Source organism: Pseudoalteromonas carrageenovora IAM 12662 (genome assembly GCF_900239935.1).
Taxonomy (GTDB): domain Bacteria; phylum Pseudomonadota; class Gammaproteobacteria; order Enterobacterales; family Alteromonadaceae; genus Pseudoalteromonas; species Pseudoalteromonas carrageenovora.
This window is the reverse complement of the sequence record NZ_LT965928.1, coordinates 456654-470644: the sequence shown is the minus strand read 5'-3', so window position 1 is coordinate 470644 and position 13991 is coordinate 456654. Positions and strand designations below refer to the sequence as shown.

The 13991-nt window shown below is 37.9% G+C and carries 6 protein-coding genes and 1 tRNA gene; 4 read left to right on the top strand and 3 right to left on the bottom strand.

Features of this window, described 5'->3' with window-relative positions; all coding sequences use genetic code 11:
* Positions 1-56: 56 nt before the first annotated feature.
* The 3 genes from ALFOR1_RS02170 to ALFOR1_RS02160 form a co-directional block, all read right to left on the bottom strand.
* Positions 57-2732: an SLBB domain-containing protein gene (locus ALFOR1_RS02170; RefSeq protein WP_104641904.1), complete on the bottom strand. Its 2676-nt coding sequence runs from the start codon at positions 2730-2732 to the stop codon at positions 57-59.
* Between the two features lie 122 nt (positions 2733-2854).
* Positions 2855-3637: a DUF481 domain-containing protein gene (locus ALFOR1_RS02165; protein WP_104641903.1), complete on the bottom strand. Its 783-nt coding sequence runs from the start codon at positions 3635-3637 to the stop codon at positions 2855-2857.
* A gap of 27 nt (positions 3638-3664) precedes the next feature.
* Positions 3665-4483 (bottom strand): mechanosensitive ion channel family protein, encoded by an 819-nt coding sequence (locus ALFOR1_RS02160; RefSeq protein ID WP_104641902.1) that lies wholly within the window; start codon positions 4481-4483, stop codon positions 3665-3667.
* A 271-nt stretch (positions 4484-4754) separates the two neighbouring features.
* Between ALFOR1_RS02160 and ALFOR1_RS02155 the strand changes: the two genes are divergently transcribed.
* The 4 genes from ALFOR1_RS02155 to ALFOR1_RS02140 all read left to right on the top strand — a co-directional run bounded on the left by ALFOR1_RS02155 (position 4755) and on the right by ALFOR1_RS02140 (position 13990).
* A tRNA-His gene (locus tag ALFOR1_RS02155) sits at positions 4755-4830 on the top strand.
* A 224-nt stretch (positions 4831-5054) separates the two neighbouring features.
* Positions 5055-6380 (top strand): surface lipoprotein assembly modifier, encoded by a 1326-nt coding sequence (locus tag ALFOR1_RS02150; RefSeq protein WP_104641901.1) that lies wholly within the window; start codon positions 5055-5057, stop codon positions 6378-6380.
* A gap of 12 nt (positions 6381-6392) precedes the next feature.
* On the top strand, positions 6393-7517 hold the full coding sequence (locus tag ALFOR1_RS02145; protein WP_104641900.1) for a FecR family protein: 1125 nt from the start codon (positions 6393-6395) through the stop codon (positions 7515-7517).
* Positions 7518-7555: 38 nt separating this feature from the next.
* Positions 7556-13990: a beta strand repeat-containing protein gene (locus ALFOR1_RS02140; protein WP_104641899.1), complete on the top strand. Its 6435-nt coding sequence runs from the start codon at positions 7556-7558 to the stop codon at positions 13988-13990.
* Position 13991 lies beyond the last annotated feature (1 nt).

Below are 13991 nucleotides of genomic sequence, written 5' to 3'. Positions count from 1 at the left end.
TAAAGCAATAATTACTGTTCGCATACTTAATTTACTCAATAGAGCAAGTTTATACTTTAAATATTGGTAATTGCAGCGACAGCGACACCTAATTGGTACACTATTTGGGTTGCGGTACTCCACAGGGTAAGCTTATCCATATGACTCGCGTCCATTGGGATTACGATTGTATCGCCAGCTTCTAACTCTGTAGGATCATTTGCGGCAAACCACCCTCCTTTAGCAGGAATTTTAACTGAGCCATTAGCTTTAATTATATAAATACTGTCTTCATCTGCACGATCTTTTAGGCCACCACTTAGGTCAATATAATCTTCAAGTGTAACCCCTGATTTATATAAATGGGAGGTCGAATAATTAACTTCACCGATTACGCTAATTGAATCACGCTTGCTTGGTACATATAAAATATCACCGTCTTGAAGGACTAAGTTTTGCTTATTCTCGACAATAAGTGGTAAGTCGATAACTAAGCGCCCTACAGCTTCCACACTTGCTAAATCATTTAACAGCTTATTCATTTCATCATATGAAAGTGAATTACTGCTTACTGAATTTTGAAAACTTTTTGATGCGATATCACGACGTAACTCGGTTGATAATCGGGCTAGTTGCTCTTGTTCTTGCTCTTTTATAGAGGCGCGAGTAAATACTGCCGCTTTTTGCTCTGCAAACTCAGAGAAGCCACCTGCGCGCTCTAATAGCTCCGTTAGTGTTTCGCCGCGACGGATTGTGTATACACCAGGGAATTTAAGCTCACCTTTTAATTCTACTTTTACGTTTTCTTGCCAGTTTGGGATAGCAAACACGTTAATGCTGTCTTTGCTTTGTAGAGTGATATTACTTTGTAGGTCGCCGCGCATCGCGCTTTCTAAATCTAAACGTAAATGCTCTATCTTGGAGCCATCGTTTTCAACAATTCGAGTGATTTCTGCTTGTTTTACGTAAGCAGACTCTAACAACCCGCCAGCAGCTGTTACTAAATCACGCACTTCACCGCCTATCATTAACGGATACACACCAGGGAATGTAACGTTGCCGTTAATTTCTACAAGCTGAATAGCCTGATTAACAGAAGCCTGTTGCTTAAATTTTGCAATAAGTGGGGCCAGTAAATTGTGGCGGCTGAATAAAGCGTAGTCTTCTGGTTTTAATTCAAGCTCAGCTTCTTCTTTAGCTTTGCGTTTTGACATTTCAGCGAGTGTAAGAGCTTTATTTTCTTCAAAAATAAACTCCTCTTCTTGATTTATACCAATGTATTTTTCAAATTCTTTTTGCTGGTATGTATGCCATTGTTCAGCCTTTAACTGTTGCTCTTGCTGTTCTTGGCTTAAAGCCATATTAGCAAGTGCCGATTTTTCAGCTTCTTTTTCTTCAAAGCGGCTAAATACGATTATTTTATCATTCGCTTTTAACGTTAAGTTATTTTCTGGATTCTTTATTATCGCTTGAGCTACATCAAATTGGTGCGCTTCTATATCACCATTAATATTTATTTCGCGAATCACTAAGCCATAGCTTAAATCCGCTTGTGGCAATAAGTCGCCTCGAACTGATTTTAAAACATCAGAAATACGTTTACCTTGATACCACTGATAGTTACCCGGGCGCGCTACAGCGCCAATTAGGCTAATTGAATTTTGATATTGTGCACTAATAGAGTTAAAACGAATTCGGTCGCCATCTTGAGGAATGTAGTTTATTTGAGATTTTGAAAAATCGACAGATAGCACTTCTTTACGGTCAAAATTAAAGCGCTCTACTACTGCATTTTTAGCGTAAGCGCCAGGTTTAAGGCCTCCCGCCATAGTTAATAATTGCTTTGCAGTCTCGCCTTTTTTTAGCTCAAATATTGCGGGGCGCTTAACTAAGCCTTCAACTCTAACTTGAGCTCCTACAGGAGGTACGAAAACAACATCGCCAGATTTTAAAACTATATCGTTACTGCTATCACCTTTGATCAGTAAGTCATAAAGGTCGAAGTTAGTAATAACTTTACCTGCACGTTTAACCTGTATATTACGAAGAGAAGCAATATCTGACACACCACCGCTTACAAATAAAGCATGAGATACAGTCGTTAAAGACGATACGCTATAACTTCCTGGCTTATAAGCTTCACCAAGTACTAAAATACGCATGCTACGAAGTTGACCAAGCGATACAAAAGCTTTTACGCCTATGACTTCTTGTTCAACTTTAACTTTAATTAATTCTTTGATTTCGGCAAAGGTCAAACCTGCAACTTCTACAGGGCTTAAATCTGGAATATTTATACGCCCTTCACGGTCAACAGTTACATTAAAACTGTCACTTTCTTTACCGTAAAAATTTATTTTTAATTGATCGCCTGCACCTACTATATAGGTATCAGGTACTGCCGCATTTTCATTTGGCATAAAGGTCGCAGGTTCGCCTGCAAATAACTCATAACCGTATGGTTTTAATTCATCTGTTTTTGGCTTAAAGCGTTCTTCGTCCGTTAAATCTTCTTCTTCCTTTTCAGGACGTTCACCTATAGTTGATTTTTCTTCTTTATCATTTTCTTCATTTGACTGATTTGCACCGGTAATTGTAGAAATATCCACACCGTACTGCTTTGCTAGGGCTTCCTGCTGAGATTTAGGCAATTTTTTAAATTGCTCAATTTGTGACGCTGTTGGCGTAAAAGCCAGCGTACTAAAACTACAAAGTAGAATAAAAGCACTAATAAATTGTGTAAAAACTTTCACGAGTAGGTATATCCCTAGGTCTACAACCAAAATTGGTGGCTATAATACATTAAATTTGCACAAATAAAAAAGGGACTTTCGTCCCTTTTGTCACTTAAATGTCATTAAACTTGCTGGTTTGGTTAAAAACTGTAAACCAGGGTCAATGATGTTTCAGTGTCTGTGCTTTCTTCATCATCAGCAACGTCTGAGTTGTTGGTTAGATTAAAAGCAACTTTCATTTGTAATGAACCGTTGATTTTAGCAAGCAGTGCAGTTTCTGAGCGTGTTTTAGTATTCGAGTCACCGTATTCTACAGCCACTAATTGAGTAAAACGTGCGCTTTCAGAAATCTGCCAATTGTAATCAAGCTTACCTAAAGCAATTATTTCACTGTCGCTTTCGCCAGCAAGTAGGTTGCCGTTGTCGTCTACTTGAGTACTATCGTCTGAGTATTCAAAAAACTTGTAACCCGGACCAAACTCCGCATTTAGCCACATATTTTGTTGGTCAAGTAAGCGTAAGCCGTAACCAGCAGAAATTACAGATTCTGTTCTATTCGCGCCAAAGTAGCCTGAAACGTGTGAACCATAAATGAATAAATGAGAATTCTTTTCATTTAATTTGTAATTACCTTGCGCTGATGCAGAGTACTTTTCGTTAGTACGTTGCTTGTCTTTATCGCCGTTGTCATCTTCTACTTCATCTTCTTTATAGATGCCGTCGATTTTGTACTCGTTATTCCAATTTTCTAGGTTATGTAATACTTTAAGACCGCCTTTTAAGGTAGTTGTTTCAGTATTACCACTAGTAATGATTGCACCTACTTCACTAGTTACTTCCCACGTTTTTCTATCTGCGTCTTCAGCGAATGCGTTAGTTGCAGCAGATGCTGCAACTAAAAGTGTTAAAAGCTTCAATTTCATTAAAAATAACCTATTTGATTCTAAAAATTAGTCTTGCTTGTGTAAATGAACATCCATTTGTGGAAATGGAATATTAATATCTGCATCATCTAGTGCTATTTTAATATTTTCCATTAATGACCAGTATGTTGGCCAGTAATCAGCAGAGTTAACCCAAGGGCGAACAACAAAGTTTACGCTAGAATCACCCAGCTCATTTACAGCAACTGTGTAAGCAGGATCTTTAAGTAAACGAGTTTCTGCGTCAAGCACTGATTTTAATACTTCTTTTGCTTGGCGTAAATCAGCATCGTAACCAACACCAATAACTAAATCGATACGACGTGTAGATTCACGTGAAAAGTTAGTAATAGCACCAGACATAATTTGAGAGTTAGGAACAATGATTACTTTATTATCTGGAGTGCGTAACTCAGTTGAGAAAATTTCTATTTTTTTAACAGTACCCATTTTTCCGCCTGCTTCAACAAAGTCGCCAGACTTGAAAGGACGAAGCAAAATAATTAATACACCAGAGGCGAAGTTAGATAATGAACCTTGTAGTGCTAAACCAACAGCTAAACCTGCAGCACCCAAAATAGCTATAAATGAAGTTGTTTCTATACCAATCTGTGAAAGCGCCATTAAAATTGTTACAGCAAACACAAGTGTAAATACTATGCTAGCAACAAATGAGCCGACAGCTTTGTCTACTTTCTTTTTAGCAAAGCCTTTTTCAGTTAAGTTAGAACAAAACTTAGCAACACGACTACCAATTAAAAATATAACAAGCGCTACAACAGCTTGAATACCATAATGTAAAATTAGGCCTGAGTTTTCATTTAGCCAATTAAGTACTGAATCCATATTTACTCCAAATTATTTTTTAAGCGTTTTTCCAGACATGATTATACATTAATTTACAATTCGTTCTCATAAAATAGTAAATTAATACTAAAAACATGGTGTTTTTTGATTTTTTAGCCAACATATTCGCCGCGCATACTACTTATTATTTATGAACTTAAGATGTTTGTTGTTCTTTTTTTAGTTTTTTTATTAATTTTAGCTTTTAGGGCTTCCCAAGGTTTATTATTTTATGTATTATGCGCGCCACACCAAACAAGGTGTCGTAGTGGCGGTTGTAGCTCAGTTGGTAGAGCCCCGGATTGTGATTCCGGTTGTCGCGGGTTCAAGCCCCGTCAATCGCCCCATTTTTTCCCTCCTTTGTATTTCTATAAAATAAAAACTAAAAATCTTACTCTACAAATATTTTTAGCAAATCGTTAAGCTGTTTTTAAGTTGTTAAAACAAAACTCACTGTTTACATTTATTTAATAACCACCCAATCTGCTTTACATATAAATGGAAAGTGCTACCTTAGTTATAGTTTCATAGCTTTTAGTACTAGTCACCTTTATAGGATTTTCACACCGGCATGATCAAGCACCTTATTTTTAGTATATTACTTAGTTACCTTGCTTTACATAGTTTAAACGCTAAAGCTGAAGACAACGTTTCTTATGTAAAATTACTAGGTGAATTACAGCATTTAATTTCCAATAAACAGTATGCAGAAGCATATAAAAGCAGCCAAAAAAATTATAAATATTTAGGTGAACCTGATTTCGATTATTTGTTGGGAATTTCAGCTCTCAATTCAGGTGAATCAGCCCCCGCTGTATTTGCATTTGAAAGAGTCGTTGAAGACAAACCTCAATGGTATGAGGCACGTTTATATTTAATTAAATCGTATATTGCGGCAAATAATTTACCGGCAGCGAATTCTCAAGCCCTAGTTATAATAAATACTAATACTTCATCAGATAGAGTGAAAACGGCTGCGCAAACTTTATTAGATATATCTCAACGTAAACAACGCACTACTGCACGCTCGTTTAACCAAAGTATTGAGCTTGCTTATGGTGTTGATGATAACGTTAATGCGGGTACATCAGAAGATACTATTTTAATTCCTAATTTAGGTGAGTTTTTACTTTCTTCTGACAGTAAAAGTACCGACGACAACTATGTAAAGCTAAATTACAAAGGGCGTTACTCACATCCGATTGATCAACAAAGTTCATTATCTATAGGTATAAATACTGACTGGTATAAATTTAATGAGCTATCACAATACGATCGTATAAATACTCATTTATCTGCTCGCTATCAGTACCAGCTAAACAATACTCGCTGGTATGTGCAGGCCGGTGTTACCCCTTTATTATTAGACGGCGATCTATACAGAACTGAAACAACATTAACTGGCGGAGCTAGCTACCAAATAGATAAACAGCTGAGCCTGTTTGGTGCATTAACTCTGGGTGATATGAACAATTCGTTTGATGAAAAGTTAGACAACTCTTTTTATGCGCTCAATATTGGCGCTAGTTACATGTCTAGTAGGTGGCTTCAGAGTGTTAGCGCGAGTCATAAAAGCGAAATTGCTAGTATTGAGAGTGGTGACTTTAATGCGAGAAATATTAATGGGATTTACTACCAGGTAACCGCATTACTTGCTCAGCAGTGGCAATTATCAGCTCAAACTGGCTATCAGTGGATTGAATATCAAGATGAGCACCCATTATTTATGCAAAATCGCGATGATAACTTATTAATACTTTCAAGCTCATTACGGTACCTAATTAATAAAAGCTTAGCGCTGCAGTTAGCATTAAACTATCAAGATAAAACAAGTGATATTTCGCTGTTTGAATACGACCGCTTTGATACAAATTTAAGCGCTAGTTACTCATTTTAATTTAAGGTAATTATGAAACATTTAACCCCAGTATTAACCACCTTACTTTGTGTGAGTTTCTACTCGCAAGCTAATACCACAGCTGCTGGCAAAACTATTTTGGCTAGAGGTGCTGTAGTAGCAACCGATGCGACCTCCGAGCAGCAAAGATCCTTAAAGCGCCGCGACACTGTATATGGTGTAGACAAAATAACGACTGGTGAAAAGAGTAAGGCTCAGTTTTCGATGTCTGATGGGGGCTTAATTGCATTAAAAGAAAATTCAGTACTAAATATTGCCAACTATGAATTTGATGCGGGTACGCAAAAAGGCTCTGCGTCAATAGAGTTAATTAAAGGGGGGTTACGTTCTATTTCGGGTGTTATAAAAAAGAACGGTGGTTCTTATAATGTAAAAACGCCAGTAGGCTCTATTGGTATACGTGGTACACACTTTGAACTACAGCTAGTAGATGGTGATATGTATGTTGCAGTATGGGATGGCGCTATCGACCTTACTTTACAAGACAACAGTATTTTATCACTTGGTAGTAATGAGGCGTTTTCTTTTGCACAAGTAACTTCTGTAGGGGATGTAATTAAGACCACTCAAGCACCCGCTATTTTTACTCAAAGTATAGCCTCTATTAACAGTAATGATGAATCAGAAGCTGAACAGGATCAAATAGCAGAAAATAGCGCTTCAGAAAATAATGAAGATGCCGATACTTTACTTGCAGATGTATACGCAGAGCAGCAGTTTCAAGCGGTTAGTAATGCTGCTTTAATTGATCAAATAGCTCAGCGACAAGGTATTTTTAACTATCAAGCAACTAGTTTTGACGTTTCATCAAGTTTAGGTGAAGTAAGTGATTTTTCTATGTCTATGTCAGTCGATTTTGACAACGGTACTGTTCCTGACGGAGAAGTAAGTTTTAATGATGCTGGCGGAAATTGGTACGCTGCTTATAGTGGCTTTATTGATTTAACCAAATTAGATTTGGCCGTTACTTTTGCCTCACATAATAACAATAAAGCAGTGGGTGACATTGATGCTATTTTTTTAAATGATATAGATACTATCACTGGTGATTTTAACCTTAATGAAATAAGTAACCCCGCAGTAAATTCCTCAGGTTCTTTTAGATTAGAGCCTTAACAGAATAGAATATAAAGCTTTTTATTGGAGTACGTAGAATGACAGCAAAAAACCCTTTTTTGCTCGGTTTAATGGTTTTTTTGCTAAGTGCTTGTGGCGGCTCCTCTGAAGAGGCAGCTCAACAAGAATCTGTACCAACACCTGAGGGTCAAGAGTCCCCGACCCCCTCAACTAACACAATTAACCTAACGGGTGTTACTGGTGAAACTATCACAACTAAAGTGCTGGTTTCTGGTGCTGTTTCTACAAATAGAGGTGTTGTAGGTTCAAACGTAGCTAATTCTCAGGCTACTATTACCCTTTCTCAAATAAATGAAGTAATACAGGGTAATATTACCTTTTTACTTGGCGTATCGGACCCTGATGGTATAAACGCAGTAAATTTAGTGCTTCCAAGCGTTAATAAAAGCTTGCCTATATGTACGCAAGAGTGTGGTACTAATTTTGAGCAATCAGTAATAGGACTTAGTCCTTATTTTTATGGCATTGATGCAGGTGATTTACGCCTAGAAATATGGATCACTGATAACCTTAATAACCAAGTACTGGCCGATGCTATTACTGTAAGTTGGCAACCTTATAAAATTGAAGGTACTACTGCACAGCGAGATGAACAAAGTATTAACCTCTCATGGCAGGCAAATGAAAACTTAAACCGTTATAACATCTACTTAGCGACTGAAGCCGGCGTTACAACAACCAATATAAATGATTTAGAAAACGGCCAACAATTTTTAGGTTTATCTGGAACAACATTTAGTATTAGCGATACTTTAACTGATAAAAGCTATCAAATTTTAATCACCGGAATTGATGGAAGTGGCGAAAGTGGCTTTGCTGAAGTAATAAATATCGCTCCTTTAGGTGGTACCTTGAACTTTGCTCCAAAAGCATTTAACGATCAATTTGAAGTTAATGAAGACCAAGCGCTGCTAAATAATGCATTAACTAATGATGCAGATGAATACCAAGGCGATCTTACAGTAAATACTACTGCATTAGTCAGCCCACAACATGGCAGTGTTATAATAAATTCAAGCGGCGAATTTACTTACACTCCACGCGCTAATTTTAATGGTATTGATGCTTTTAGTTACCTTGTAATTAACGAGCTTGGTATGACAGATACAGGTATTGTAGAAATAACTATAAATGCTGTAAATGATGTACCAAGTGCACTAGATAATACCTATAACATAAACGCCGACGGTACTTTATTTGTCACAGCTCCTGGTTTATTAGCCAATGATAGCGACATCGATCTTGATACACTTACCGTTGATACAACACCTGTAACCTCTCCTCTTAAAGGTAACTTAACACTCAATACAGATGGTAGCTTTGAATATACAGGAAGCGCCAACATGCAAGGCACTGATAGTTTTCAATACCGTATTTTTGATGCTCAAGGTGCTCAGGCAGTTGCAGATGTAACAATCAATCCTTTAGATCAAAATAGTCCGCCATCTGCGTCTAACGATAGCTATAGTGTTAATGAAGACAACACACTTGTTGTTGAGGCTGCGCTAGGGTTACTAGCGAACGATACGGATCCTAATAACGACACCTTTATTATTGATGATACTTATTTAGTTTCACCCGCTCATGGCCAATTATTTTTAGCCACAGATGGGAGTTTTTCATACATCCCTGATCCTAATTATTATGGAATTGATGAATTTCAATACCAAGTAATTGATACATTAGGCGCCACGGCAACGGCAACAGCAACACTTACAATTAATAGCACGCCAGATAACCCGATTGCGCAGAATGACGAGTATCAATTTCAATATAATCAAACTCTCAGTATTACAGCTGAAAATGGCTTACTGAAAAATGATGTAAATATAGAGTCTGGCGGACTAACTATTAACACGACCCCAGTTGTAAATGTGCAAAGTGGTACGCTAACGCTGAGTAATGATGGCTCATTTACTTATGAGCCAAATTTAGATGCATTGGATGTAGATAGTTTTACTTATTCAGTTACTAATGAGCAAGGCTTAGCAGCCACCGCACAAGTGGTACTCACTAAAACAGGCTCAAACTCTCCAGCAAAAGCTAATGATGATCAGTATACGTTAGCTGAAGACAGCCCTAGCATAATATTAAATGTGTTAGAGAATGATACTGATGCTAATGGCGATACAATCACACTTATAAACATTACAAATACTGTTGGCACAGCGCAGATTGTAAATAATAGTATTGAATATACACCCGAGCCTAATTTCTTTGGTGAAGTCATTATAAGCTATACAATTTCTGATGGCATTGCAGATGATGCGCCGCAATCAAGTACTGCAACTGTAAGGCTTACAATTATACCTATAAATGACGCGCCTATAGCCACTTCAGATAGCGCCTCAATGATAGAAGATGCATCACCTATATTAATTGATGTACTCGCTAACGATAGCGATGTAGATGATGATAACTTAACAATTACACGTGTTGTTACTGAACTAGGCATGGCTTCTATTGTTGAGAATAAAATAGAATATACGCCAACGCCTAACAGTAACGGAGTAGCAATTGTTTCTTATACAATATCAGATGGTAACGGAGCTAGTGCGAGTGCCAATTTACAAATAACTATATCCCCAACTAACGATGCACCAGTGGCCAATCCAGATAGTATTACAATTGCTGAAGATGCCCAGGGAACGCTAATAAATGTGCTAAGCAACGATACAGATATAGATGGTGACAGCTTAAATATTAGCTCAGTTGTGAGTGATATTGGTAATGCAGCAATCCTAAACAACCTAATTCAATATACGCCTAGCGCTGATGAAGATGGCACCGCAACAATTACTTATAGTTTAACAGATGGCATAGCGAGTACTACTGGCACATTAACAGTTACAATTACACCCGTTAATGACGCACCCGTTGCTAATCCTGATACTGCAACCATTTTAGAAGATGCCTCTACGACTAATATAAACGTTTTGAGCAATGATACAGATATAGACAATGATACGCTTTCTATTAGCTCAGCAAGTACAACGTCGGGATCGGTAACTGTCGCCGGTAGCAACTTAGCCTACACTCCAGATGCAAACTTCAACGGTCAAGCCATCGTTAATTACACTATCACCGATGGGACAGAGTCAGCTGCAGGCATATTAACTATCACTGTAACGCCTGTGAACGATGCACCCGTTGCTAATCCTGATACTGCAACCATTTTAGAAGATGCCTCTACGACCAATATAAACGTTTTGAGCAATGATACCAATGAAGACAATGATGCTTTATCAATTAGTGCCGCAACTGCAAATACAGGCTCGGTGTCTGTTGTGGGAAATAATATCGCTTACACTCCAGATGCAAACTACAACGGTCAAGTCATCGTTAATTACACTATCACCGATGGGGCAGAGTCAGCAGCAGGCATATTAACTATCACTGTAACTCCTGTGAACGATGTACCCGTTGCTAACCCTGATACTGCAACCATTATAGAAGATTCCGTAACAACAAATGTTAACGTATTAAGTAACGATACCGATGAAGACAATGATTCATTATCTATTAGTACCGCAGCTGCAAATACAGGCTCAGTGTCTGTCGCGGGTAGTAACTTAGCTTATACTCCAGAGGCAAACTTTAACGGCCAAGCTATAATTAATTACACTATCACTGATGGTACAGAGTCAGCAGCAGGCATATTGACTATCACAGTAACGCCTGTGAATGATGCACCCATTGCGATAAACCAAACATTTTCAATTGGAGAAAATGCAATTGACGATGAAACAATTGGTACTATTGCTGCGTCCGACATTGAAAATAACACTCTTAGTTTTAGCTTAAGTGGTGGTGAAACAGGGCTATTTAATATAAACAGCACCAGTGGCTTATTAAGCGTAAATGGTACACGCCCTTTCAATTATGAAACCGCTACACAACACTCTGTAAATATTGATATTACAGATGATGGTTCGCCAAATGAAACTACAACAATCACTGTTACTGTAAATGTTACTGATGACGTCGATCCGCTAATTCCAGTGAAAGATGATACATTTGGACGCCCTCTTAGTGGACAAATAGACCTTTCTCGTGTTTTTTCTGATGGTGAATTTAACGACAGCATTGAGCTTAATACCAACCTTTTTTTTGTTGGTTACAATAACAATGAAGACGCAGATATTATTGTTGCCTCTTACACAAATACCGGCGATGTAAACACTGCATTTAATGGCACCGGTTTTAAAACCATTGACCTAGGTGAAGATGAAAAAGGCACTGCTATCATCTCTGGTAATGGTGAGCTATTTATTGGCTACACAAGCTTTAATGGAACGGAAACCGAAGCGTGTCTATTAAAAATGAGTGCGACAGGTATTGTTAGTACAAATTCAGGTGACGGCAACTCAGGTACTAAATGTACAACGCTTGCGAGTGAATCTGTAATACACGACCTTGAATTCACAGATAACAAAGTGCAAGGCGTAGGCTATTCAGTAAACGGCCTAGATAAAGACAGTTTATTTCTTAAATACGATGTATCAACCCTCGCTTTTGAAGCGGGCAGCCCTGGTATTGTTGATGTAAGCGGTAATAACCGTGATGACGTGTCGCATGCTATTAGAAACTTTGGTAACTCTGAACTTTTGGTTGTAGGTAGCGTAATAGGGGAGGAAAACGATTTAGATGCAACAATTAGATACCTTATTCCTGATGGCAACAATAGCGGAAGTTTTAACTCTGGCGATGCGCTTATATTAGACTTATCTGATGAAGAAGGTGACGATGAGCTACTTGCTATTGGCGGCATAGACGCAGTTAATTTCACTGCTTATTTAGGGGGTTATATTACTCGTTCATCAGGTGAAAAAGAAGCCGCTATGATTTCGTTCAACCGATCGGGCGATATTGACGATGATGATATTGACGAAGAAATTACTATATATGATATCGATGGAAACTCAGGTAAAGGTGACGGCGGTGCAATAATTACCGGCGTAAAATATGCTTCTATGAGTAATCAAATAATTCTTTCGGGCACTACAGGAGTTGATGGCAGTGATACAGCTCAAAAAGAGCAGTTGTTTACTGCGCGCGTATCAGTGAGTAACGGAGAGCTTGATACGAGTTATGGTGCTTCGGGCATTAATATAATTTCAAACGTAATTAGCAATCAATCAGCTAACGCTATTACTATTGATGAAAATGATAGCGTATGGCTCTCTGGTAAATTTAACGACTCGACTAATGAACCTTTTATAACTTCAGTAACCAGTAATGCAAGCCTGTTTACTAACTTTTCAACAAATGGCTATACGAGCTTGAATAATTTGACTGTGAGTTCAGATGATTTATCAATGAACATGCTGCAACTCAAAAGTGGTGCTCAAGCTAATAAATATTTAAGTGCCTCTGTTGCACAATTTAATACTACTAATAAGCTGGTTTTAACCCGTTATACGAGCGCTGGAATTATTGATACAAGCTTTAGCATTGATGGAATTAAAGCACTCAACATAAATGTGGCGTTTAAAGCCGTTACATTAAAAGAGCTTAGTGATGGCAGTATCATCATTGCTGGTACGCAAATAAATGGTTTAACTGAAGAAGGCTTTATAGCAAAAGTAGACCAAGATGGTTACTTAGATGACAGCTTTGCTACAGAGGGGATTTATACTACGGTAGATATTTTAAATACCGATATAAACTTTGTTGATGTAGCTATAGATAGCGGTGGCTATATTGTTGCTGTGGGCACTTCGACTAATGCATCAAGTGTTACCCGCTCATTTGCGACCATGTTAAAAAGTAATGGCACATTAGAGAATAGCTTTGGCACAAGCGGGGCTTATTACGGCAATATAGATGAGTTTTTTGAAACACTCTATATAGATATAAATAAAGAAATATTTATAGCGGGCAAACAAGTATCAGGGAGTGATTCACAATTAATAATGCTAAAAATAGACGATGATGCTAATGAAATATTTACTTATACTGACACCCGTATCACTGCAGATATAACTGATAGCACTACAAAAGTATTGGCCGATAGCGCAGGAAACCTTTACTTAATTGCAAACGAAGGCACAACGCCTAATCAAGCAGTTATTATAAAATTAACTCCTGAGGGTAACGAAGATTCAAGCTTTGCCGCGAGTGGTGTGGGCCAATACCAATTAGCACCAAGCTTTAATACTAAAGTTACCGACGCAGCGTTAGATACTTCAGGCAATATAGTTCTATCTGGTATGAGTGAATCAAAAGGCATGATTGCACGTATTTTAGCTGACGGCACACTAGACACTTTATTTGGCCCAAATGCCCTTGGTTATTATCAAGCTGAACAATGTGATAGCACCCATCAATTTACATCTATGCTTTTACAAACTGATGCTCAAGTTGTGCTTAGCAGTACGTGTTTTGACGGCACATCTAACGATGTAAGTGTGTCTAAGTTTGATTTCTACGCAGATGGAGTTAAGCCTTAAA

Coding starts and splice junctions, on each gene's coding strand:
- ALFOR1_RS02145 (WP_104641900.1), top strand. CDS start 6,393: ATGAAACATTTAACCCCAGTATTAACCACCTTACTTTGTGTGAGTTTC.
- ALFOR1_RS02150 (WP_104641901.1), top strand. CDS start 5,055: ATGATCAAGCACCTTATTTTTAGTATATTACTTAGTTACCTTGCTTTA.
- ALFOR1_RS02165 (WP_104641903.1), bottom strand. CDS start 3,637: ATGAAATTGAAGCTTTTAACACTTTTAGTTGCAGCATCTGCTGCAACT.
- ALFOR1_RS02160 (WP_104641902.1), bottom strand. CDS start 4,483: ATGGATTCAGTACTTAATTGGCTAAATGAAAACTCAGGCCTAATTTTA.
- ALFOR1_RS02140 (WP_104641899.1), top strand. CDS start 7,556: ATGACAGCAAAAAACCCTTTTTTGCTCGGTTTAATGGTTTTTTTGCTA.